The 21,717-nt window shown below is 41.8% G+C and carries 21 protein-coding genes, 1 pseudogene, 1 riboswitch and 1 other annotated feature; of the genes and pseudogenes, 17 read left to right on the top strand and 5 right to left on the bottom strand.

Annotated elements, in window-relative coordinates; all coding sequences use genetic code 11:
- The first annotated feature begins 42 nt into the window (after nucleotides 1-42).
- The 7 genes from budA to rpmA all read left to right on the top strand — a co-directional run bounded on the left by budA (nucleotide 43) and on the right by rpmA (nucleotide 5,744).
- The gene (budA, locus tag BFM96_RS09555) at nucleotides 43-762 is read left to right on the top strand and encodes an acetolactate decarboxylase (RefSeq protein ID WP_068993486.1); all 720 of its coding nucleotides are present in this window, start codon (nucleotides 43-45) and stop codon (nucleotides 760-762) included.
- 451 nt (nucleotides 763-1,213) lie between these two features.
- A complete protein-coding gene (locus BFM96_RS09550) occupies nucleotides 1,214-2,356 on the top strand; it encodes a cysteine desulfurase family protein (protein ID WP_068993484.1) in 1,143 nt (380 codons plus the stop codon).
- Between the two features lie 11 nt (nucleotides 2,357-2,367).
- Nucleotides 2,368-3,582 carry a tRNA uracil 4-sulfurtransferase ThiI gene (gene thiI, locus BFM96_RS09545; RefSeq protein ID WP_068993481.1) on the top strand — a complete coding sequence of 405 codons (1,215 nt, stop codon included), beginning with the start codon at nucleotides 2,368-2,370 and terminating at the stop codon, nucleotides 3,580-3,582.
- A gap of 7 nt (nucleotides 3,583-3,589) precedes the next feature.
- The gene (locus BFM96_RS09540) at nucleotides 3,590-4,519 is read left to right on the top strand and encodes an alpha/beta hydrolase (protein ID WP_068993478.1); all 930 of its coding nucleotides are present in this window, start codon (nucleotides 3,590-3,592) and stop codon (nucleotides 4,517-4,519) included.
- A gap of 135 nt (nucleotides 4,520-4,654) precedes the next feature.
- Nucleotides 4,655-4,725: a sequence feature (ribosomal protein L21 leader region), on the top strand.
- 33 nt (nucleotides 4,726-4,758) lie between these two features.
- On the top strand, nucleotides 4,759-5,073 hold the full coding sequence (gene rplU / locus BFM96_RS09535; protein WP_068993475.1) for a 50S ribosomal protein L21: 315 nt from the start codon (nucleotides 4,759-4,761) through the stop codon (nucleotides 5,071-5,073).
- 16 nt (nucleotides 5,074-5,089) lie between these two features.
- Entirely contained in the window at nucleotides 5,090-5,434 is a 345-nt protein-coding gene (locus tag BFM96_RS09530; RefSeq protein WP_068993472.1) for a ribosomal-processing cysteine protease Prp, read from the top strand.
- Nucleotides 5,435-5,450: 16 nt separating this feature from the next.
- Nucleotides 5,451-5,744 carry a 50S ribosomal protein L27 gene (gene rpmA / locus BFM96_RS09525; RefSeq protein ID WP_003065365.1) on the top strand — a complete coding sequence of 98 codons (294 nt, stop codon included), beginning with the start codon at nucleotides 5,451-5,453 and terminating at the stop codon, nucleotides 5,742-5,744.
- An 85-nt stretch (nucleotides 5,745-5,829) separates the two neighbouring features.
- Here the strand turns inward: rpmA and BFM96_RS09520 are convergent.
- Nucleotides 5,830-7,138 (bottom strand): annotated as a pseudogene (locus BFM96_RS09520) (transposase).
- A 390-nt stretch (nucleotides 7,139-7,528) separates the two neighbouring features.
- Between BFM96_RS09520 and BFM96_RS09515 the strand changes: the two are divergent.
- The 3 genes from BFM96_RS09515 (at nucleotide 7,529) to BFM96_RS09505 (ending at nucleotide 9,860) form a co-directional block, all read left to right on the top strand.
- Complete coding sequence (locus BFM96_RS09515; protein WP_068993469.1) at nucleotides 7,529-8,332, top strand: transporter substrate-binding domain-containing protein; 804 nt, start codon at nucleotides 7,529-7,531, stop codon at nucleotides 8,330-8,332.
- A gap of 218 nt (nucleotides 8,333-8,550) precedes the next feature.
- Complete coding sequence (locus tag BFM96_RS09510) at nucleotides 8,551-9,186, top strand: copper homeostasis protein CutC (protein ID WP_068993466.1); 636 nt, start codon at nucleotides 8,551-8,553, stop codon at nucleotides 9,184-9,186.
- 5 nt (nucleotides 9,187-9,191) lie between these two features.
- Nucleotides 9,192-9,860: an MmcQ/YjbR family DNA-binding protein gene (locus tag BFM96_RS09505; protein WP_188595317.1), complete on the top strand. Its 669-nt coding sequence runs from the start codon at nucleotides 9,192-9,194 to the stop codon at nucleotides 9,858-9,860.
- 509 nt (nucleotides 9,861-10,369) lie between these two features.
- On the opposite strand, the gene BFM96_RS09500 is transcribed toward BFM96_RS09505, so the two are convergent.
- The 3 genes from BFM96_RS09500 to gorA form a co-directional block, all read right to left on the bottom strand.
- On the bottom strand, nucleotides 10,370-11,638 hold the full coding sequence (locus tag BFM96_RS09500; protein WP_068993464.1) for an aminotransferase-like domain-containing protein: 1,269 nt from the start codon (nucleotides 11,636-11,638) through the stop codon (nucleotides 10,370-10,372).
- A 57-nt stretch (nucleotides 11,639-11,695) separates the two neighbouring features.
- On the bottom strand, nucleotides 11,696-12,232 hold the full coding sequence (locus tag BFM96_RS09495) for a biotin transporter BioY (RefSeq protein WP_068993462.1): 537 nt from the start codon (nucleotides 12,230-12,232) through the stop codon (nucleotides 11,696-11,698).
- Nucleotides 12,233-12,726: 494 nt separating this feature from the next.
- On the bottom strand, nucleotides 12,727-14,076 hold the full coding sequence (gene gorA, locus BFM96_RS09490; protein ID WP_068993459.1) for a glutathione-disulfide reductase: 1,350 nt from the start codon (nucleotides 14,074-14,076) through the stop codon (nucleotides 12,727-12,729).
- A gap of 230 nt (nucleotides 14,077-14,306) precedes the next feature.
- On the opposite strand from gorA, the gene BFM96_RS09485 reads away from it, so the two are divergent.
- The 3 genes from BFM96_RS09485 to BFM96_RS09475 are packed head-to-tail and all read left to right on the top strand — an operon-like array spanning nucleotide 14,307 to nucleotide 17,408.
- On the top strand, nucleotides 14,307-15,464 hold the full coding sequence (locus tag BFM96_RS09485) for an efflux RND transporter periplasmic adaptor subunit (RefSeq protein ID WP_068993456.1): 1,158 nt from the start codon (nucleotides 14,307-14,309) through the stop codon (nucleotides 15,462-15,464).
- On the top strand, nucleotides 15,448-16,143 hold the full coding sequence (locus BFM96_RS09480; protein ID WP_068993453.1) for an ABC transporter ATP-binding protein: 696 nt from the start codon (nucleotides 15,448-15,450) through the stop codon (nucleotides 16,141-16,143). Before BFM96_RS09485 ends, BFM96_RS09480 begins: the two co-directional genes overlap by 17 nt.
- On the top strand, nucleotides 16,143-17,408 hold the full coding sequence (locus BFM96_RS09475) for an ABC transporter permease (protein WP_068993450.1): 1,266 nt from the start codon (nucleotides 16,143-16,145) through the stop codon (nucleotides 17,406-17,408). Before BFM96_RS09480 ends, BFM96_RS09475 begins: the two co-directional genes overlap by 1 nt.
- A gap of 53 nt (nucleotides 17,409-17,461) precedes the next feature.
- Here BFM96_RS09475 and BFM96_RS09470 read toward each other — a convergent pair whose 3' ends face one another.
- Nucleotides 17,462-18,022, bottom strand: coding sequence for a folate family ECF transporter S component (locus BFM96_RS09470; RefSeq protein WP_068993447.1), 561 nt, complete (start codon nucleotides 18,020-18,022; stop codon nucleotides 17,462-17,464).
- A 35-nt stretch (nucleotides 18,023-18,057) separates the two neighbouring features.
- Nucleotides 18,058-18,147, bottom strand: a riboswitch (THF riboswitch).
- A gap of 598 nt (nucleotides 18,148-18,745) precedes the next feature.
- Between BFM96_RS09470 and glmU the strand changes: the two genes are divergently transcribed.
- From glmU to BFM96_RS09450, 4 genes are read left to right on the top strand one after another with little or no spacing between them, the layout of a single operon-like run.
- Nucleotides 18,746-20,128, top strand: a complete 1,383-nt coding sequence (gene glmU / locus BFM96_RS09465) for a bifunctional UDP-N-acetylglucosamine diphosphorylase/glucosamine-1-phosphate N-acetyltransferase GlmU (protein ID WP_068993444.1) — start codon at nucleotides 18,746-18,748, stop codon at nucleotides 20,126-20,128.
- Between the two features lie 5 nt (nucleotides 20,129-20,133).
- The gene (locus tag BFM96_RS09460) at nucleotides 20,134-20,682 is read left to right on the top strand and encodes an NUDIX hydrolase (protein ID WP_068994311.1); all 549 of its coding nucleotides are present in this window, start codon (nucleotides 20,134-20,136) and stop codon (nucleotides 20,680-20,682) included.
- 12 nt (nucleotides 20,683-20,694) lie between these two features.
- The gene (gene macP / locus BFM96_RS09455; RefSeq protein WP_068993441.1) at nucleotides 20,695-21,003 is read left to right on the top strand and encodes a cell wall synthase accessory phosphoprotein MacP; all 309 of its coding nucleotides are present in this window, start codon (nucleotides 20,695-20,697) and stop codon (nucleotides 21,001-21,003) included.
- Between the two features lie 15 nt (nucleotides 21,004-21,018).
- Nucleotides 21,019-21,711, top strand: coding sequence for a 5'-methylthioadenosine/adenosylhomocysteine nucleosidase (locus BFM96_RS09450; RefSeq protein ID WP_068993438.1), 693 nt, complete (start codon nucleotides 21,019-21,021; stop codon nucleotides 21,709-21,711).
- Nucleotides 21,712-21,717 lie beyond the last annotated feature (6 nt).

The following is a 21,717-nucleotide window of genomic DNA, read 5'->3' as shown; positions in this document are numbered from 1 at the left end:
TATGGTATACTAAGGGAAAATGAGTTAGAAAAGAGAGCGGAAATGTCAGAGCCAGTAAAATTATTTCAATACAATACCTTAGGAGCCCTTATGGCAGGTCTTTATGGCGGAAGCATGACCATCGGCGAATTATTGGAGCATGGGGATTTGGGGCTAGGGACTTTGGATTCGATTGATGGAGAATTGATTATTTTAGATGGCAAAGCCTATCAAGCCAAAAGTTCTGCTCAAGCCCCTGAAGTGATTGAGGTGGCTGATGATGTTATGGTTCCTTACGCAGCTGTGGTTCCTCATCAGGCGGAAGTGATTTTTCGCCAACGTTTTGAGATGACAAATCAAGAACTGGAAAAGCGCATTGAGTCCTATTATGACGGGGAAAATCTCTTTCGCTCGATTAAAATTCATGGACGATTTAAGCACATGCATGTACGCATGATTCCTAAATCGACCTCTGAGCGCAAATTTGCTGAAGTGGCAGTCCATCAGCCAGAGTATCGAGCAGAGGATTTGATGGGAACGATTGTGGGCTTCTGGACGCCGGAGATTTTCCATGGGGTGAGCCTTGCAGGTTATCATCTCCACTTCATCTCAGATGACTTGTCTTTTGGAGGCCATGTGATGGATTATACGATTGAAGAAGGTATAGTAGAGTTGGGAGCAGTTGATCAGCTCGACCAGCGTTTCCCTGTCCAAGACCGTAAATACCTCTTTGCCAAGTTTAATGTGAATGAAGTCAAGGAAGACATGGAAAGGGCAGAATAACCCCAACTATTCCAACAGAACTTTTGCTTGTAGAGTTTAGGCTCATGCTAACAGTCATTTTGGGTTAGTTTTATTTCCCTATACAGTTTATGAGAGGAATTCTGAGGCGTGAAAAACAGTCATTCTGTCAATCAACTACTGCCTCAAACGATGTTTCCAACTGTGATAGAAAGATCCTTGTCTTATGACAGGGCTTTTTTCTACCATTTGTCAAGCATACCAAGGCTTTACAGCGAAAATACTTTGAGGACAGTCGCTAAATGTCGGTTATTGTCCTCTTTTTCTGTGCCAAGAAGCGATAAAAGTGCATACAAAAGGAACATCTTATCTAGCCTTTTTATGTTGAAAATAGATGTTGGGCATTGGTCGGGGAGGAGCTTGAAAAGTCCATAGTAGCGGTCTTTTTCTTTTTTTGCTATAATGGTCAATGAATGAAAAGAGGATAGTGTACATGATTTATTTAGATAATGCGGCGACCACGCGTCCTTATCCTGAGGCTCTTGCAACCTATACAGAAGTTGCTTCAAAAATTTGGGGGAACCCATCCAGTTTACATCAGCTGGGGAGCCAGGCAAGCCGAATTTTACAGGCTTCTAGGAAGCAAATTGCAGACCTTATAGGTGTTCTGCCACAGGAAATTTTTTTTACTTCTGGTGGGACAGAAGGGGATAATTGGGTTATCAAGGGTGTTGCTTTTGAAAAGGAGCAGTTTGGCAAGCATATCATTGTGTCTGATATTGAACATCCTGCGGTTAAGGAATCTGCACTTTGGCTGAAAACACAAGGATATGAAGTGGATTTTGCCCCTGTTGATCAGCAAGGTTTTGTCGATGTGGAGAAACTGGCAACCTTACTACGCCCAGATACAATCTTGGTCTCCGTTATGGCAGTCAATAATGAGATTGGCTCGATTCAGCCCATTCAGACTATTTCGGATTTACTAAAAGATAAACCAACGATTTCCTTTCATGTAGATGCCGTACAGGCCTTGGCTAAGATTCCAACAGCTACCTATTTAACGGATCGTGTTGATTTTGCCACTTTTTCCAGCCATAAATTTCATGGTCTTCGAGGTGTCGGCTTTGCTTACATTAAAAATGGAAAGAAAATTACCCCTCTGCTAACAGGTGGTGGGCAGGAAACAGATAAGCGTTCCACAACTGAAAATTTAGCAGGGATTGCAGCAACAGCTAAAGCTCTTCGACTAGCAATGGAGCGGCAGGAAGAATTTACCCACAAAACTAGTCAGATGAAGCAAGTATTGCTCCAAGGACTGTCCGCCTATGAAGATATTCGAATTTTCTCCGGTCAAGACCAGTTTGCCCCGCATATTCTGACCTTTGGTCTCAAAGGAGTTCGGGGAGAGGTCCTAGTTCATGCCTTTGAGGAGTATGGTATCTATGTTTCAACGACCTCAGCTTGCTCATCTAAGGCAGGAAAACCTGCTGGAACGCTCTTATCCATGGGGATTCAATCTCAGCTTGCAACAACAGCCGTTCGCATGAGTTTGGATTTAGAAAATGATATGAGCCAAATAGAGCAGGTACTGACGACCTTTAAAATCATTTATGAACAAACGAAAAAAGTAAGATAGAAAGAGAAACTATGCAGTATTCAGAAATTATGATTCGCTACGGAGAATTGTCTACCAAGGGCAAAAATCGGATGCGCTTTATCAACAAACTCAGAAATAATATTCAGGATGTCTTATCCATTTATCCAGCAGTCAAGGTCATGGCAGATCGCGATCGGGCCCATGTTTATCTCCATGGAACCGACTACAAGCCAGTCGCAGAAAGCCTCAAACAGATTTTTGGGATTCAAAATTTTTCACCGTCTTACAAGATTGAGAAATCTGTTCCAGCCTTGATTGCTGCGGTGCAAGAAATTATGACGGACATCTACCAAGAAGGAATGACGTTTAAGGTCTCTAGCAAGCGGAGCGACCATGGCTTTGAACTGGATAGCCGTGAACTCAATCAAACCTTGGGAAATGCCGTTTTTGATGCGATTCCCCATGTTCAAGTCAAAATGAAAGCTCCAGATATTGAGTTGCGAGTGGAGATTCGTTCAGAAGCAGCCTATATTTCCTATGAAACCATTCGTGGAGCAGGGGGCTTGCCTGTCGGAACATCTGGCAAGGGCATGCTCATGTTGTCTGGAGGAATTGATTCGCCAGTAGCTGGTTACTTAGCCCTTAAACGCGGTGTAGATATTGAAGCAGTGCATTTTGCCAGTCCTCCTTATACCAGTCCAGGTGCACTGAAAAAGGCGCAGGATTTGACACGAAAATTGACCAAGTTTGGTGGAAATATCCAATTTATCGAGGTTCCATTTACAGAAATTCAAGAAGAAATTAAGGCAAAAGCGCCTGAAGCTTATCTTATGACCTTGACGCGTCGTTTCATGATGCGGATTACCGATCGAATTCGAGAAGAACGTGGTGGTCTTGTGATTATCAATGGGGAAAGCCTAGGACAAGTGGCTAGTCAGACCTTGGAAAGTATGCAGGCCATTAATGCTGTGACCAATACCCCTGTCATCCGTCCTGTTGTGACCATGGACAAGCTAGAAATCATTGACATTGCAGAGAAAATCGATACCTTTGAGATTTCTATTCAGCCTTTTGAAGATTGCTGTACCATTTTTGCTCCAGACCGTCCAAAGACTAATCCTAAGATTAAAAATGTTGAGCAGTATGAGAGCCGTTTGGATGTAGAGGGACTGGTAGAGAGAGCAGTTAGCGGTATAATGGTAACAGAAATTACCCCTCAGGCAGAAAAAGACGAAGTCGATGACTGGATTAGCGATTTGTTGTAGGAGAGCTATGAAACGGAAAATTTTTTTCAGCTTGTTGTTGGTGGTATTGGTAGCGATGGGTGGTCTATTTTATCTGAAAACAGCCCCATTTGAGACTGAAAGAGAAACACCGAACGCTCAAGTCAGTTCTTCTTCGTCTGTTCATAATCCCCCAAATGGTTCAATCACTCCCAGTCTTCGTATCGTTGAAGAAGAAAAGACAGTTGCGCGTGATGCTTATCACATTTACGGGAAATTGTTTGCCCCAGAGAATTATCAACGCAAGAAACTGCCCTTGATTATCCTGTCTCATGGCTTTGGCAATACCCTAGAATTTGTAGCACCGTATGCTGAACTCTTGGCCCATAAAGGATATTTGGTTTATGCCTTTGATTTTGTAGGAGGTAGTCCTAACAGCCGCAGTGGTGGAAGTATGCTGGAGATGTCTGTCTTTACAGAGCAAGCTGATCTTCAGGCTGTTATTGACCAGTTTAGTCAAGAAGCTTATGTGGATGTTGAAAATCTTGTCTTGATGGGGTATAGTCAAGGCGGTGTTGTCTCCACTCTAGCAGCGATTGACAATCCTCAGATTAAAGGATTGGTCAGCGTAAACGGAGCCTTTGTGTTGTTTGATGATGCCAAAGCTCTGTTTCCAACGCAGGACAGCATTCCTGAAATTTATAACCACCGGGGTACTAATTTAGGAAAAGTCTATTTTGAGCAATTGTTAGAGACAGATATTTACAAAGAAATGATGAAGGTGACAGCTGAAGCACTCATTATCCAAGGAAACCAAGATGAGATTATTCCTGTTAGCAGTGCTGAACGTGCCGTTCAAGCCATTCCTCATGCAAGTTTAAAAGTGATTGATGGAGGCAGGCATATTTTAAACGAAACAGAGACCCTAGAAGCTCTGCAAGCCATTGATCAGTATTTAACGACCATCGTGACTAAATAAGAGTTAGGACTGAGTTTGATCCTAGAAGGGTTTATTTGGAATAAGTGGTTTATCTGCTAAAATTTTTTCAAAAAATAATAGTAAATACTTGTCAATTTAAAAAAAGAATGCTAGAATGAAAATGTTGACTATGCACAGCCTGTGCAACCGCTCGACCATCGTTTAAGAGGTTCGTCCCACGATGCTAGGCGAGTCTTCACAAAAAACGGGGAAACCCAAAATATCATAGGAGGTGCATAATGAGCACATACGCAATCATTAAAACTGGCGGAAAACAAGTTAAAGTTGAAGTTGGTCAAGCTATCTACGTTGAAAAATTGAACGTTGAAGCAGGTCAAGAAGTTACATTTAACGAAGTTGTTCTTGTTGGTGGTGAAAACACTGTTGTCGGAACTCCACTTGTAGCTGGTGCTACTGTTGTTGGAACTGTTGAAAAACAAGGAAAACAAAAGAAAGTTGTTACTTTCAAATATAAACCTAAAAAAGGTAGCCACCGCAAACAAGGTCACCGTCAACCATATACAAAAGTTGTTATCAGCGCAATCAACGCTTAATTTTTGAGGTGAACACATGATACAAGCAGTCTTTGAGAGAGCCGAAGATGGCGAGCTGAGGAGTGCAGAAATTACTGGGCACGCCGCAAGTGGCGAATACGGCTTTGATGTCGTGTGTGCATCAGTTTCTACGCTTGCCATTAATTTTATCAATACGATTGAGAAATTTGCAGGCTATGAACTGAACTTTGAATTAAACGAAGAAGAAGGTGGATTTTTGCGAATTGAAATTCCAGATGATCTACCGAGCCATCAAAGGGAAATGACCCAATTATTTTTTGAATCATTTTTCTTGGGATTAGCAACTTTATCGGAGGACTCTTCGGAGTTCGTCCAAACAAGAGTTATCACAGAAAACTAACACGGAGGAAAACATTATGTTGAAAATGAATCTTGCTAACTTGCAACTATTCGCCCACAAAAAAGGTGGAGGTTCTACGTCAAACGGACGTGATTCACAAGCAAAACGTCTTGGAGCTAAAGCAGCGGATGGACAAACTGTATCAGGTGGATCAATCCTTTACCGTCAACGCGGTACTCACATTTATCCAGGTGTGAACGTAGGACGCGGAGGCGACGATACATTGTTCGCTAAAGTTGAAGGCGTAGTACGCTTTGAACGTAAAGGTCGCGATAAGAAACAAGTATCTGTTTACCCTATCGCCAAATAAGACGTTAAAATAGCGTAAAATAGAGCTCTTCCGAGATTTCGGAAGAGTTTTTGGCTCTTTGTCAACTGTAGTGGGTAGATGTCAGCTAACACCTAGAGAGGACCAAATTGGTCTTCTCTTTTTTGATGTTGATGGCAATCAAAATCCGCTTTTTGAAGTTTTCAAAGTTCCGAAATCCAAAGGCATTACGCTTAATGACTTTGATAAGATTATTGGTAGCTTCCAATTTAGCGTTGGAATAAGGCAATTCCAAGGCGTTTAAAACCTTGTCCTTATCCTTTAGAAACGTCTTAAATACCGTCTGGAAAATAGGGTTAACAGTGGCTATTTCTTGCTCAATTAGGTCAAAGAAATGCTCTGAGTTCCTCTCTTGGAAATGGAATAAAAGAAGTTGATAGAGTTCATAATGTTGTCGTAACTCATCTGAGTAGGATAGGAGCTTGTCTAAGATTTCCTTATTGGTCAAATGCATGCGAAAAGTAGGGCGATAGAACCGCTTATCACTGAGTTTACGGCTATCCTGTTGTATCAATTTCCAGTAGCGTTTCAAGGCTCGATACTCAAGAGATTTTCTATCGAATTGATTCATGATTTGTATGCGGACACGGTTCATAGCACGGCTGAGATGTTGCACAATGTGGAAGCGATCAAGAACAATTTTAGCGTAAGGAAGTGAAACAGTCTGGGAATAGACTGTTTCAGCCTGAGCTTAGAAATTGGAGGGCGAAGGGTTTAGCCAATTTATAGTAAGGGCTAAACATGTCCATAGTGATGAATTTAACGCGGTTTCTGACCTGTCTAGGGTATCGTAGGAAGTGATTTCGGATAACCGCCTGCGTTCTTCCATCAAGGATGGCGATGATGTTATTTGTGTCAAAATCTTGAGCGATAAAGCTCATTTTCCCTTTCTTGAAGGCATACTCATCCCAGGACATGACTTCTGGAAGCTTAGCCCAATCCGTTTCAAATTTAAACTCATTGAGTTTTCGAATAACTGTAGATGTAGAAATGGAGAGTCTGTGTGCGATATGTGTCATTGCTTGCTTTTCGATGAGTAATTGTGCGATTTTCTGGTTGACAGCGACAGAGATTTGATGGTTCTTCTTAACAATAGGAGTTTCAGCGACCGCTATTTTCCCACATTCCTTGCACTTGAAACGACGCTTTCGAAGGCGGATAAGTAGCGGGTAGCCAGCAGTTTCTAAGTAGGGGATTTTAGAGGCTTTCTGGAAGTCGTACTTAGCCATTTGTCCCTTGCAGGAAGGGCATTTAGGGGCTGTGTAATCCAAGTGACCGTGGAGTTCTAAGTGTGTTCCCATGTCACATTCATTAGTGATAGTGATATTTTTGTCTTTCATTTTGAGAAAATTTGTGATAAGATTTAGTTGTTCCATATGATTCTTTCTAAATGATAGTTTTGTCGCTTTTCATTATAGGTCATATGGAACTTTTTTTCTACACTGAAAAAGGCTCCATAATTTCCACAGTGGATTTACCCACTACAGATATTATAGAGCCTTTTTAGCTTAGCGAACAAAATAGTTCTCTAAGCTTTTTTTATTCAAAAAATAACCAATAAAACTCAATTTTAAGTGATTTTTTAGAAAAAATGTCACTTTTTATACAAAAAAACTTGACAAAGGCTTCAAAACTTCATAAGATAGTCTGTATAAAAAAACAAAAAGAGGATTTTTTATAACTGAAAATCAAATATTGAAAAAATATTGACATTTTCAGAAAATAGTTGTATGGTTATACATATAAAAACAAAAAGGAGTATATTTATGAAGTTTAAAAATTGGATAGCACTTATTGCAACAGGTCTAGTAGCGCTTTGTTTGACTGCTTGTGGTTCGGCGAAAAGTTCAGGGATTGATGTCATTAAATCCAAAGGAAAATTAGTGGTAGCTACCAGTCCAGATTATGCTCCCTTTGAATTCCAGACCTTGGTCAATGGGAAAAATGAGGTAGTAGGAGCAGACATGGACCTGGCAAAAGCAATTGCCGATGAACTAGGGGTCGAACTAGAAATTTCAACCATGAGTTTTGATAATGTTTTGACGAGTTTGCAGGCTGGTAAGGCTGATCTAGCTATCTCAGGATTAGCTGTGACAGAGGAGAGAGAGGCCGTGTTTGACTTTTCAGAATCCTACTACGAAACGAAGATAAGCCTGTTGGTTCGTAAGGAAGATGTGAATAAGTATGCAAATTTAGAATCCTTTGAGGGGGTTGACGTGGCTGCCCAAAAAGGTTCCATCCCTGAAACCATGGTCAAGGAACAATTGCCCAAGGCTCATCTAATCTCTTTGACCAACATGGGGGAAGCAATCAATGAATTGCAGACTGGAAAGGTGGATGCGGTCAACCTAGATGAGCCTGTGGCTCTGAGCTATGCAGCACAGAATAAGGATTTAGCGATTGCCAAGGTAGCCTTGAAAGCAACAGGAGGTGATGCCAATGCTGTTGCCATGCAAAAGGGCAATAAGGAGCTGAAGGAAGTGGTTGATAAGGTAGTCAAAAAAGTCAAGGAAGACGGCACCTATAAAACCTATCTCGAAAAGGCTTCAGCATTGAGCGAGCCAGAATAAAGTCTTTGTAAGAACAAAAAAGGTTGGCAGAAATCCAACCTTTTTACTGTTGCCGAATGCCAGTGCTTCCTTCAATTTTGTGTTATAATAAAGGAAAAAGAGCTATCAATGCTTTATCAATGATAACCAGAAATTGGGCTTGCGTCTGAAAAAATCGTTTTCGAGTTCAGGATGCTTAGTTTGCGATGGTTTGTCCAATACTTATAAAGGAGCGAACGATGATATTTGAATTTTGTTCAGAAAATACAACCCTACTCGAGTCAGCTTTACAGGCTGGAGCTCGACGTGTAGAACTATGTGACCATTTAGCTGTTGGGGGTACGACGCCTACAAGAGAAGTGATACAAGATGCATTGACTTTGGCGGCTAGCTACGAAGCTAGTGTGATGGTCATGATTCGACCACGAGGAGGGAATTTTGTCTATGACAAGGCGGAATTAGAAGAAATGCTTGAGGACATTCGTTTGTCACAGGAATTAGGTGCGCAGGGAGTGGTTTTTGGAGCGTTGACAGAGCAAGGGCAACTTGACAAACCAGCCTTGGAGCAGCTACTTGTAGCTTCTACAGGCATGGAAATAGTCTTTCACATGGCTTTTGACCATTTGCCTAAAGATCAGCAGTTTACAGCGATGGATTGGTTGGCCCAGCATGGAGTGACACGGATTTTGACGCATGGGGGTTCTGCCGACACGGATATTTTAGATAATCTTGATTGGCTAAAAAGTCTTATCCATCATGCCAATGGTGGAATTGAAATCTTGCCGGGTGGAGGGATTTCCATCCACAATCGAGACAGTATTTCTGAAGCCTTAGGAGTTCATCAACTCCATGGAACGAGGATTGTTTTTGAATGAGGAGCGTGATAAAAGACTTATTTCTAGGGTATAAGATTCATGAACAAAACTTGGAAATATATGGATTTCACAAGAAAGAAAATCGCTATGAGATGACCAAGGCTGTTTTAGCAGGAGATTTTTTACTCTCTATTGCTATTCAAGATGGAGGAGTAGCTGTAGAGATTTTGGACGCAGAAACCAAGGAATCCTATGCCCCTTTTTGGGTGTCACATCTCACAGGCTCTTATATCGGACATGTACGCGAAGAAGTCATGAATATCTTGCTGGAGATTCGAGCCGCTTGTTTTCAACAGGAGAATTTTCTCTATCCACAAACCCAGCGAATGCTGGAGCAGATAGCCATTCACTATCAAGGTCAACTCGAGTATCTTTGGGAACGCTTAGGAGCCCAAACAGCCTATCCTACTGGTGCTTTTCGCCACCAAGAAAGCAAGAAGTGGTATGGTGTTTTGATGACGATTGACTGGGCGAAACTAGATCCTCAAAAGGAAGGAAAAATTGAACTGTTGACCCTGAAACACGATGCTGTTCCTGTGCTTCTAAAAAAAGAGGGCTACTATCCCGCCTATCACATGAATAAAAAATATTGGATTAGTGTCCCCTTAAATGATCGCTTATCTGATCAGGAAGTTTGGAAGTTGATGGAGAAAAGTTACACCCTCACTCGCTAAGAATGTATCCTCATGCAATTTCAAAAATAGTCATTTGGAGTAGATCTGTTTATTTTTTGCTACACAATAAAGTAGACTAAGTCAATCAAATAGGATGATGTGTTAGCAGATAAAAAGGATAGTCATAAAAAATAGGTCATCTATGTCCGAACCATTTAAGAAAGTCGCAAAAATGCTACTTCTAATCTTCATTGAGTATGATTTATTTTCCTTTGATGGATGTTGGAGATGATCATTAAAAAACGAACAATGGTAAGTTTCTCTTGGAGAGAAGGGCCAATTGTTCGTTTTTGTGTTTGTTGAAATACTTGTCTTTCCACTCTTGAATACTCATTTAATTTCAAAAACAGTCATTCCATATATAAAAATATATTTTTTGCTATAAAATGAAGTGGGCTAAGTCAATCAAATAGGATGCTTTTTCAGTAAATGAAAAGGACAGTGATAAAAAAGAGATAGGAAATATCTGAGAAAGTCGCAAAATTGCTAACTTTGATTTCTGACGAGTATTAAAAATAGTTTTGAAGCTGGGTCAGTGCCTCGGGCAAATCTTGGTAGGAAATCTTAGCATAGCGATAGGGGCAGGTGTGCAAATAAGCATCCTCAAAAAAATCAAGTGGCAGTTGACTGTGCTTCAAGGCACTGATGGAGTTAGCCGTTCGAATTTCTAAAATCAGACCATCTCTGCTCATGACCGCAGGACAGGGAGGGGGCGTTTGTTTTAACAGCTGTTCTGCTAATAGCTGCTCCTTTTCCTGTTGGTGGAGAAGGGATAGACGATTTTTTTCAAACATCAAATTGTTGATGTAAAGAGCCAAAGATTTTTGCATGATGAGATTGCTATCGTAGTCCACAGCACTCTTATAGACTATAAAGGCATCTCGAATTGCTGGTGGCAGAAGGAGCGCTGTAATTCGCAAGGCTGGAAAGAGGCTGGTTGAGAAAGACTTGATATAAATGACTTGCTCATGTTCATCCAGATAATGAAAAGGCAATTCTCGCTTGTTATCGAAATCGGCTAGGTAGTCATCTTCGACAATGTAGACCTGATAGGTCTTTGCTAAATGAAGAATGGCTTCTTTTTCTTGTCGATTGTAGGAGTGGCCTAGAGGATAGTGAAAGCGGGGGATAGTGTAGAAGAATTTGACATGCCCCGTTTTAAAAATATCCTCTAGTTGCTTAAGGTCGATGCCCTTTGTCGTTCGTTCAATTGTGCGATAGGGCAATTGCTGAGATTTGATGAGGCTATTCATGCGATGGTAGGTGGGCTGCTCGACTAAAATCTGTGATTGTTGATTTGGAAAATTAATCTGAGAGAGAATGTAGAGAGCCTGCTGGGTTCCAGCAGTTAGGACTAAATCCTCTAATTTGCAGTAAATAGCGGAATCAAGTAAGAGTTGCTGAATGGCTTTGCGGAGTTCCAATAGTCCCTCTTGCTGAGGATAGTAGTTAAATAGATAGTGCTCCCGTCCGACAAGAGTTTCATTGACACAGAGTCTAAAATCTTCATACGCCTGATTGGGGGTGTCGATAAGCTCTAAATGAAGCTCATCTGCTTCTTCATCACCTTCTAGCACATAGTAGCCGCTATTTGGAATAGCGTAAATCATGTGGAGGTGTTTCAACTCCATCAAAGCTCGTTGAACCGTATCTTTGCTACACTGGAATTGTTGACTTAAAGCTCGAATAGAAGGGATTTTATTGCCTCTTTTGAAGGTTCCGCTTTCAATTTCTGACTTGAGATAGCTGACAATAATTTGGTATTTACTTTCTTTCATTCTCCCTGCCAATCCTTTTCTTGCTGAACATCATTTTACTGTATTTACCAAGATTTATCAACTTTTGAAATAGGTATGTTGTCCCAAATGCCTAAAAAGTTCTCGGCTAATCAGACTGATGACGAGTATTTTCACCAAATCTGGAAGGATAAAAGGAAGAACTCCGAGGAGCCAAATTTTTGCAACAGGCATGCTTGCTAGAATATGGAGTCCCAAACAACCACCGACAAAGACGAGACTATCTCCTAGAAGATTGGCGAAAAAGATAGCAGAGATAGGGCTTTTCGGCTTGGTCAGGTAGGAGGTGAGACCTGCATAGGCAATATAGGCCCAGAGATAGCCGGCGCTTGGTCCTATCAGTGCTGAAACACCCCCATGTCCACCCGCAAACACTGGCAAACCGATACTACCGAGCAAGAGATAAAGCAGAGTGGATAAGAGCGCTTCTCTTGGTTTGAACAAGGTGGCAATCAATCCAATGGCCATGTTTTGGAGAGAAAAGGGGACAGGGCCGATGGGAAGGGTGATTTGAGCCAAGACAGCGATAAAAGCAGCTCCGAGAGCGGGGAGCGTCAGAGTGGTATATTGTTTCATTTTGTAACCCAACTTTCTTTTTTATGGTAACTATTGTATCCCAAAAATAAGAAAAGTCAAGCTGGATTTGTCTAGGCGGAATAGCCTGTTTCTTACAAAAGTGTAAGAAATAAGGAGAAAATGAAAGGCAAAGTTATGGTAGAAGGGGATTAGCTCTTTTATACTAAAGAAGAGCATTTCTTATAAAGGTCAGGCGAATTGTCTTGCAGCGAGTTCATCAAAAGGGGAAATTCTTCTCATCAAAAATTAAAATCTGACGTTGTTAACTCACCTTGCTGACCTCTAGTTCTACCTGCAGTTTTTAGGACACAAGCTAGGCTAGTTTTATCGATTACCTTCTGCAATTCTCAATTGTGGAACCTAGTCAGATTTTGATTGTTAGAGGGTACAGGTTTTCTTTGGTTAAAGAAATCATACGGATTGTCATTCATCTTGATTGTTGGTGGAGACAAAAAACCAGAGAAGAGGACTTCGCTGGTTTAGGTTGTTCGCACTTATCGCATGGTCACAAATTCTTCGGATCCAGTCGGATGAATGGCAACGGTATTGTCAAAGTCAGCCTTGGTAGCTCCCATTTTAATGGCCACAGCAAAGCCTTGAATCATTTCATCAACTCCATAGCCAAGACCGTGCAGACCGACAACGGTTTCCTCAGGGCCTTTGGTGATGAGTTTAAAGCGAGCCTGTTGTCGGTGGCTAGTCACAGCTGAATACATAGAAGCAAAACTAGAAGTGTAGACACGAACATTTGTCTCTCCGTAAGTCGCGATGGCCTCTTTTTCAGTGAGTCCTACCGTTCCAATGGCAGGATGAGAAAAGACAACGGTTGGAATGTTGGTGTAGTCCATCTTAGCTTCAGGCTGATGATTAAAGAGACGTTCAGCCAGCATACGACCAGCCTTGATGGCCACAGGAGTTAATTCTTTCTCGCCACTGACATCTCCAAGAGCATAGATTCCCTTTGTGGTCGTGTTTTGATAGTCATCAACAGCGATAAAGCCTTGTTCGTTGAGACTAACTCCAACGGCAGTTAAGTTGAGGTCCGCGACATTGGGCTTACGGCCCGTTGCCCAGATGACTTTTTCAGCACTGGCTTGACTACCATCCTCAAAGTGAATGGTGATGAGATTCTCTCCTGATTGTTCAAGGCAGTTAGCGACTTTATGGGGATGAAGAGCCAATCCGTCTTTAGCCATTTCTTCGACCAAACCATCGATAATATAATCATCGAAGTTTCGCAGAGGTTTGTCTCCACGAACAAAGAGCTCTGTTTTGACACCTAAAGCATGGAGAACACCGGCTAATTCAACAGCGATGTAGCCAGCCCCCAAAATTGCGACCGATTTTGGCAGACTTTCCCATTCAAATACATGGTCAGATACCAGCCCCAGTTCTGCCCCTTCAATAGCTGGGATATGGGCATGAGCCCCCGTTGCAATGACGATATGTTTGGCAGAAATCAACTCTCCATTGACTTCAACAGTGTGCGGATAGACAAAGCGAGCTCGACCTGGAATGACCTCCACACCATTTTTTTCAAATGTTGTCGTATAAGAGCCGCGGGCGCGATCGATGTAAGCTTCACGATTTTTGCGAAGAGTTGCAAAGTCAAATTGTTGGTCTTGGCTTGTAAAACCGTATTCAGGGCCGTATTTTTGAATGGCTTCAGAAACCTGAGCCCCGTACCACATAATCTTTTTAGGGACGCAGCCACGATTGACACAGGTTCCTCCTAAAAGACCGTCTTCAATAACAGCAACTTTAGCACCGTAGAGACTAGCGCGGTTAGCAGTAGCAATTCCGCCACTTCCTCCGCCGATAGTGATTAAATCGTATTCTCTCATTCTTCTCTCCTTTGCTTTTTCTTGCTATCATTGTATCTTTTTTCGGATATGAATGCAAAAATCCGCTACGACCTAGTTAGAAAAATGTTATAGAAATGCTTGATTTTTAAAATGTATTATTGTATTATATGTATAGTACAATCAAAAAGAGAAAAATTTTAAATTATTTGATTGGAAGCGTTTGTTTTATGGTAAAATAAATAGTATAAATTTTTGGAGGAGGACACATGATGAAACGACTCAAAAAGTGGCAGCTCTATACTCTTATCGGCGTGGTAGCTGCTGTGGTGCTAGCGGCGGGAGGATTTTTCTTCTTTGGTGGAGGAGCAGGGGGTGGAGAGCCTATTGAAAATGCAACTCCACTTGTTCAAAAGCCCAAGGAAGGCTCCGTTGCTTCTTCTGTCTTACTGGCAGGTTCGGTCGCTGCAGAGCGGGAGCAATATGTGTATTTTGATAGCACCAAGGGAGATTTGGATAGTATCTTGGTCAATGTTGGCGACCAAGTAGGAGAAGGTCAAGCCTTGGTTCAATATACCAGTGTGGATGCTCAAACGGCCTATGATTCCGCTGCTCGTGCAGTCAATAAGATTGACCGCCAAATCAATGAATTAAATACCTATGGTACAACAGTTGAAAAAACAGGTGATGCGGAGGCTGATAATGCCAGCGTTGCCACAGCCCAACGGACGGTAGATTCTCAATTGCGAGAACTTCAAGATAGCCGAGCAGATGCTGTTGATAATCTCAATAAAGCTTGGACGGCCTTGAATAATACAACGGTTTTAAGTACAGGTGAAGGAACCGTTGTGGAGGTGAATCATGATGTTTCCAAGTCCACAACAGGTACCAACCAAACCTTGGTTCACATTGTCAGCAATGGCAATCTTCAGGTAAAAGGAGAATTATCTGAGTTTAATCTTTCCAATATCAAGGTAGGACAAGAAGTATCTATCACCTCAAAAGTTTATCCAGATAAGACCTGGACAGGAAAAATTAGCTTTATTTCGGATTATCCCAAAGATAATCACGGAGATGCGGCCGCAGGTGGAGCGGGTGGTCAGTCTGGTTCTAAATATCCCTTTATCGTTGAGATTACGAGCGAAATCGGTGATTTGAAACAAGGCTTTTCTGTCAATATGGAAGTAAAAAATGATAGCAAGGGCTTGTTGATTCCGGTAACCGCTATTTTAGCAGATGGGGAGAAGAGCTATGTCTGGACGATTGATGACAAAGGCATTGCAAAGAAAGTGGAAGTTTCCCTAGGAAATGCAGATGCTGAAAATCAGGAAATCACCTCTGGCTTGACCAAGGAACAGAGAGTTATCACCAATCCATCCGCTGATTTGGAAGAGGGTAAAGAGGTGAAGTCTTATGAAGAACTTGATTAGTATCAGAAATATCAACAAAACCTATCGAAATGGGGATCAAGAACTTCGTGTTTTAAAAGATATTGACCTAGACGTAGAAGAAGGCGAATTTGTGGCAATTATGGGGCCGTCTGGTTCGGGGAAATCAACCTTGATGAATATCATCGGCATGCTTGATCGTCCCACAAGTGGCGAATATCATTTGTCAGGGGAAGAGGTGGCTAGCCTGGGTGAAAAAAAACTGGCCAAAGTTCGTAATCAACAAATCGGCTTTGTCTTTCAACAATTCTTTTTGCTCTCGAAATTGAACGCTTTCCAAAATGTGGAATTGCCCTTGATTTATGCAGGAGTGGCACCGTCCAAACGAAAGACGTTGGCAGAGCGTTTTTTACAAAAAGTCGAGTTGTCAGAGCGTATGCACCATTTGCCATCGGAACTTTCTGGAGGGCAAAAACAGCGGGTGGCTATCGCGCGTGCCTTAGTGAACAATCCTTCCATTATCTTAGCTGATGAACCAACAGGAGCCCTAGATACCAAAACGGGTGAGCAGATTATGGAGTTATTGATTGAGCTTAATAACGAGGGAAAAACCATTATCATGGTCACGCATGAACCAGAGATTGCAGCCTATGCCAAACGACAAATTGTGATTCGAGATGGTCTTATCTCTTCTGATAGCAAGTGGAAAGGAGAGGCTTGATGCAAAATTTTAGATTTGCTCTTAGCTCTATTTTGGGGCATAAAATGCGCTCTTTTCTGACCATGCTAGGGATTATCATCGGGGTGATGTCCGTCGTGGTTATTGTGGCTCTCGGAAGTGGGGTTGAACGAGCCTTTACAGATATTGTCGGTTCCAATCGTCAAGATGTCGCCCTTTTTTACTCTTTTACCAAAAGTAAGGATGGAAGCGGTATTCAGACTGTTGAAGATTTGCAATCGCAGGCCGATGAAGGTCCAGAAGTTTATAGCGATCCTCCTAAGATTCAAGAAGCTTGGCTAGAGCAGTTGGTTCGAGAATTGGATGGCATTGATAAATATTATGCGACGAATAACTCCACGACCTCAGTCTCTTATGGCACTAAAAAGGCAGAAAATATCCCGATTACAGGGGTCAACTCTTCCTATTTTCAGGCGAAAAATTATGAAATTCTTGCAGGTCGTTTGTTGGCCAATGCTGACTACCGGAATTTCTCACGCGCGATTTTGATTGATGAGAAGTTAGCAGAAATTCTCTTTACCAGCCCTCAAGAATCCTTAAATAAAATCATTCGCTTGGGAGAAAGTGATTATCGTGTCGTTGGTGTCTACCGCGATCCAGATATGGAAAAGCTCAAGGCAGTAGCACCTTCAAATGGTAACATTGTCATGGCTAATACCCAATTGTCGGCAGAATTTGGCGGAGATGAAATCCAAAACGTCATGGTTCATGTCAAACATCTCGATAAATCCTTAGAGGATGGAGCTGCTGCCGCTCGACTCTTGACCAAATTATCAGGTGCAACGGACGGTGAGTTTCAGGTTCTCGATGTGGAAAGCCAGTTGGAGCAAGTAAAAGGACAAATTGTGGTCTTTCAGCTAGTTTTTGGTGCTATTGCTGGGATTTCTCTGCTGGTCGGTGGTATTGGCGTGATGAATATTATGTTAGTATCCGTGACAGAGCGGACGAGAGAGATTGGTCTGAGAAAGGCACTTGGTGCGACACGCAGTAATATCTTGACCCAGTTTGTCATCGAATCCATTGTTTTGACAGTCATTGGAGGGATGATTGGTTTGGCCTTGGCTTATCTCATTGTCTTATCCATCGGTCATTCCTTGGATGCACTCTTTGCAGGACCGCCTGTGATTACCATTTCCTCAGCGATTGGCAGTCTGTTGTTCTCTGCTTTTGTGGGAATTATCTTTGGAATCCTACCAGCGAATAAGGCCTCTAAACTCAATCCAATTGAAGCCCTTCGCTACGAATAAAGGTTACAAAAAAAGCTTTGATGGATGTTAGTCAAAGCTTTTTTTATAACGATTTACGATAATCCCATGAGTTTTTTGACTTCTGGGATTTTTTGAAGTTGTGGAAGGATGATCATCGTAACAATCACCCGAAATGGGATTTCAAAGATTTTAAAGATGCGCCCTTGGGCAAAAAACTGTACCGAGATGGGTATATTTTGGTAGATTTGGTTGAGAATGGGGGTTAGAAAGAAAGTCCCAATTCCCATGATTACGGTTGTAGCGATAATCACATAAATCCAATCTTGCTTGTTTCGATTATCCAGCTTTTTCCCATAGTAGAAGTAGCCGTATAGATAACCTTGAATGGCTTCTAAGAGGGTAAACCAGATAATAAAAGGATACCCAGACTGCAATGCTGTTACCACATCATTGACGATAAAGACAAGTAGTGAGATTGCAGGGCCTGCAAGGGCACCAATTAAGGTATTGGCGATAAATGATAGACTGACCTTGAGAACATTTGGGATAATCCAAAAGGAAAAGTAGTGCCCCAAGATATAACGAATAGCAATCAGCATCGCTAAGACAACAATTAACTGAACCCCAAATGAAGGGGATTTTTTAGAAAACATATTGTGCTCCTTTATAGATTGTGGAGCTGTCCTAAGACAGCGGATGCAATGGTTTACCGCGCTTTCGCTTCGTTGTATGGCAACATCCCATCCATACACACTTAACGCAAACCACCTACTCTGTGCAGAATTCTCTGCCTTTTTAGTGTACTAGAATTTTCGAAAAATGTAAATAGAAAATAAAGAAATAGAAACTAGATTGATGAGTTGGTATTACTAGCTGAAATATCTATATGTTTCACCGTGACCAATATATATATTGGTTGATTTCATCTTTTGCTACTTTGAGATGCTTCAATTTTAAGGCTTGATAAATGATTTTGGACTCAAAGGAGATATGGATTTAAGTGGATGATAATGTTAACAATCTAGTATCTGTTTCACTTGAAGCATCTGAATCATGTGCGGCTTGTTCTAAGTTTTTAATGACTTTTTCAACTCCGTCTATAATAAATGTGTTTTAAAGCAAACTTCAAAACAATGGTGAAAAGATCAATCAATAGACTTGTTTAGAAACTTTCAATTTTGAAATGCAAGTGCTTCAAAAACTTATCTATATTGCTCGGCTTAAAATTACCCCATCGAGTTTCTGAACAAGTCTAATAGAGAAGACAAGAATGCTTATCAATCCTCGTTTCTAGGCTATGATTGAAGTGACGAAACTTTATCGGAGCTAGAAAATATGCTATAATAGGAACGAAAATAGTAGATTGGAAAAATAGTATGACAAATTATGCAATTATTTTAGCAGCAGGTAAGGGAACTCGGATGAAGTCGGACTTGCCAAAAGTCTTACACAAGGTGGCAGGGATTTCAATGGTGGAACACGTTTTCCGAAGTGTATCTGCCATTGCTCCTAAAAAAATGGTCACAGTGGTTGGACACAAGGCGGAGATGGTCGAAGCTGTCTTGGCAGAGCAGACAGACTTTGTAACCCAAGCAGAACAACTTGGAACGGGCCATGCGGTGATGATGGCAGAGCCTCTCCTTCAAAATTGTACTGGACAGACGCTGGTTATTGCTGGCGATACCCCTCTGATTACTGGCGAGAGTTTGCGAGATTTGGTTGAATTTCATGTGAATCATAAGAACGTAGCCACTATTTTGACAGCGGAAACAGATAATCCATTTGGGTACGGTCGTATTGTGCGCAATCAGCACGGTGAAGTGACGAAGATTGTCGAAGAAAAAGATGCTTCTGAGTTTGAAAAGCAAATCAAAGAAATCAATACAGGGACCTATGTCTTTGATAATGCACGGTTGTTTGAGGCACTGAAAAATATCAATACCAATAATGCACAGGGAGAATACTATATTACAGATGTGATTAGCATTTTCCGTGAAGCAGGAGAAAAGGTTGGTGCCTATGTGCTTCGTGATTTTGATGAAAGTCTTGGAGTTAATGACCGTGTAGCCCTTGCTAAGGCCGAAGAGGTCATGCGTAGCCGTATTAATAAGGCTCACATGGTCAATGGGGTTAGTTTTGTCAATCCAGCGGCGACCTATATTGATATAGATGTAGAGATTGCACCGGATGTGCAGATTGAAGCCAATGTAACCTTGAAAGGAAAAACGTCGATTGGTGCAGAAAGCATCTTGACAAATGGCACTTATATTGTCGATTCAGAGATTGGTGCTGGGGTAGTTGTGACCAACTCCATGATTGAAGAATCTCGTATTGCAGAAGGTGTAACAGTTGGCCCTTATGCTCATATCCGCCCAGGGTCTCAGCTAGAAAAAGAAGTTCATATTGGAAATTTTGTTGAGGTAAAAGGCTCTACAATCGGCGAAAATACCAAGGCTGGTCATCTGACCTATATTGGAAATGCGGAAGTGGGACGAGATGTCAATTTTGGAGCTGGAACGATTACCGTCAATTATGATGGACAGAACAAATACGCGACGAAGATTGGCAACCATGTCTTTATTGGTTCTAATTCGACTTTAATTGCTCCGCTTGAAATTGGAGACAATGCCTTGACAGCTGCTGGCTCAACCATTACAAAGAATGTCCCTCAGGATGCAGTTGCCATCGGCCGTAATCGTCAGGAAAACAAGGATGAATACGCCAAACGTCTTCCTCATTACCCAAAGAATAAGGAGTAATGATGATGAAATTCGAAGAAAAGACCATAAAGCGGACAGAGATTTTCAAGGGCCATATTTTTGATGTCGTGGTAGATGATGTTGCACTTCCTAGGGGCGGAGAAGCCAAGCGGGAGTTGATTTTTCATAAGGGAGCCGTCTGTGTTCTTGCTGTGACGCCTGAGGACAAGCTGATTTTGGTCAAGCAGTACCGTAAGGCGATTGAACAAACCAGCTATGAGATTCCAGCAGGGAAATTAGAAGTGGGAGAAAATGCTGACCCTAAAGCTGCTGCACTGAGGGAATTAGAAGAAGAGACAGGCTATACAGCTGAACTTGAATTACTCTATGATTTTTATACAGCGATTGGATTTTGCAATGAAAAAATCAAACTGTACAAAGCAACCAATCTGGTTAAGGTTGAAAATCCCCGTCCTATGGACGAAGATGAAACTTTAGAATTGTACCAAGTGAGTTTTGATGAAGCCCAAGACCTTGTAAAAAGCGGAGATATTTGTGACGCTAAAACCTTGTTAGCCTTGCAATATTGGGCTTTGGAGAGACAGAAAAGATAGGAGGTGGCCAGCATGGGAAGACCCTTGTTGACAGATGAAATGATTGAGAAAGCCAACCGTGGCGAAAAGATTTCAGGACCTCGTCTTTATGATGAGGAGGAAACCAAGATTATCCATACGAATCGGTCATTTGGCTATGCAGCTCCGCAAGGACATGGTTTTAGCCAAAAAACCTTGGATATTGAAGTTGAACCTACGATTGTGAAAAGTCGTAGGATTGAAAATGCCAAACGAGGCCTCTTTGAGTCTAAACTCAATAAAATTCTTTTTTGGATTGTTCTCTTGCTGACGGCTTTATTGATTGCTATGTTTAAATTGTAAAAGAAAAGGAAGCGTATGAAATTTGGAATTATTGCTGCCATGCCAGAAGAATTGAAGACCTTGGTGGAAGCGCTCGAGTGTGGAAGTGAGCAAATCGTATTAGGAAGAACCTACTATACTGGAATACTAGGCCAGCATGAGGTGGTCTTGGTCCAATCAGGGGTTGGAAAGGTCATGTCGGCTATGTCTGTGGCTATCCTAGCCCAGCAATTTCAGGTCGATGTGATTGTGAATACCGGTTCAGCTGGCGCAGTTGCAGAGGGAATTGCCATTGGGGATGTGGTTGTAGCAGATCAGTTGGCTTACCACGATGTGGATTTGACAGCCTTTGGCTATGAGTACGGTCAAATGTCTGCACAACCCCTATATTTTGAAGCAGATAAGGCGCTCCTTGCGCAGATGAAGGAAATCCTTGCTCAACAAGCTATTACAGCCCATAGTGGATTGATTGCGACAGGAGATAGCTTTATTGCAGGTCAAGACAAGATTGCAGCCATAAAGGCTCATTTCCCAACTGTTTTAGCGGTTGAAATGGAAGGAGCAGCTATTGCCCAAGCCGCTCATAGCATCGGACTGCCTTTCCTTGTCATTCGCGCCATGAGTGATACCGCACAAGGAGATGCCAATATCACCTTTGATGAATTTATCATCGAAGCAGGGAAACGCTCGGCAGAAGCTTTAATCGCTTTGTTGCAAAAGGTTGGTTAAAGAGAC

Source organism: Streptococcus himalayensis, assembly GCF_001708305.1.
GTDB classification, from domain to species: Bacteria; Bacillota; Bacilli; order Lactobacillales; family Streptococcaceae; genus Streptococcus; species Streptococcus himalayensis.
Note: the sequence above shows the minus strand (reverse complement) of the source record. Positions and strands in the feature narration are given on the sequence as shown.

Bases quoted from the DNA above. Each gene is read 5' to 3' on its own strand.
- BFM96_RS09475 (WP_068993450.1), top strand. From the start codon at position 16,143: ATGCAAAATTTTAGATTTGCTCTTAGCTCTATTTTGGGGCATAAAATG.
- BFM96_RS09515 (WP_068993469.1), top strand. From the start codon at position 7,529: ATGAAGTTTAAAAATTGGATAGCACTTATTGCAACAGGTCTAGTAGCG.
- BFM96_RS09485 (WP_068993456.1), top strand. From the start codon at position 14,307: ATGAAACGACTCAAAAAGTGGCAGCTCTATACTCTTATCGGCGTGGTA.
- BFM96_RS09510 (WP_068993466.1), top strand. From the start codon at position 8,551: ATGATATTTGAATTTTGTTCAGAAAATACAACCCTACTCGAGTCAGCT.
- BFM96_RS09460 (WP_068994311.1), top strand. From the start codon at position 20,134: ATGAAATTCGAAGAAAAGACCATAAAGCGGACAGAGATTTTCAAGGGC.
- BFM96_RS09540 (WP_068993478.1), top strand. From the start codon at position 3,590: ATGAAACGGAAAATTTTTTTCAGCTTGTTGTTGGTGGTATTGGTAGCG.
- budA (WP_068993486.1), top strand. From the start codon at position 43: ATGTCAGAGCCAGTAAAATTATTTCAATACAATACCTTAGGAGCCCTT.
- BFM96_RS09450 (WP_068993438.1), top strand. From the start codon at position 21,019: ATGAAATTTGGAATTATTGCTGCCATGCCAGAAGAATTGAAGACCTTG.
- rpmA (WP_003065365.1), top strand. From the start codon at position 5,451: ATGTTGAAAATGAATCTTGCTAACTTGCAACTATTCGCCCACAAAAAA.
- gorA (WP_068993459.1), bottom strand. From the start codon at position 14,076: ATGAGAGAATACGATTTAATCACTATCGGCGGAGGAAGTGGCGGAATT.
- BFM96_RS09550 (WP_068993484.1), top strand. From the start codon at position 1,214: ATGATTTATTTAGATAATGCGGCGACCACGCGTCCTTATCCTGAGGCT.
- BFM96_RS09530 (WP_068993472.1), top strand. From the start codon at position 5,090: ATGATACAAGCAGTCTTTGAGAGAGCCGAAGATGGCGAGCTGAGGAGT.
- thiI (WP_068993481.1), top strand. From the start codon at position 2,368: ATGCAGTATTCAGAAATTATGATTCGCTACGGAGAATTGTCTACCAAG.
- rplU (WP_068993475.1), top strand. From the start codon at position 4,759: ATGAGCACATACGCAATCATTAAAACTGGCGGAAAACAAGTTAAAGTT.
- macP (WP_068993441.1), top strand. From the start codon at position 20,695: ATGGGAAGACCCTTGTTGACAGATGAAATGATTGAGAAAGCCAACCGT.
- BFM96_RS09495 (WP_068993462.1), bottom strand. From the start codon at position 12,232: ATGAAACAATATACCACTCTGACGCTCCCCGCTCTCGGAGCTGCTTTT.
- BFM96_RS09480 (WP_068993453.1), top strand. From the start codon at position 15,448: ATGAAGAACTTGATTAGTATCAGAAATATCAACAAAACCTATCGAAAT.
- BFM96_RS09500 (WP_068993464.1), bottom strand. From the start codon at position 11,638: ATGAAAGAAAGTAAATACCAAATTATTGTCAGCTATCTCAAGTCAGAA.
- glmU (WP_068993444.1), top strand. From the start codon at position 18,746: ATGACAAATTATGCAATTATTTTAGCAGCAGGTAAGGGAACTCGGATG.
- BFM96_RS09470 (WP_068993447.1), bottom strand. From the start codon at position 18,022: ATGTTTTCTAAAAAATCCCCTTCATTTGGGGTTCAGTTAATTGTTGTC.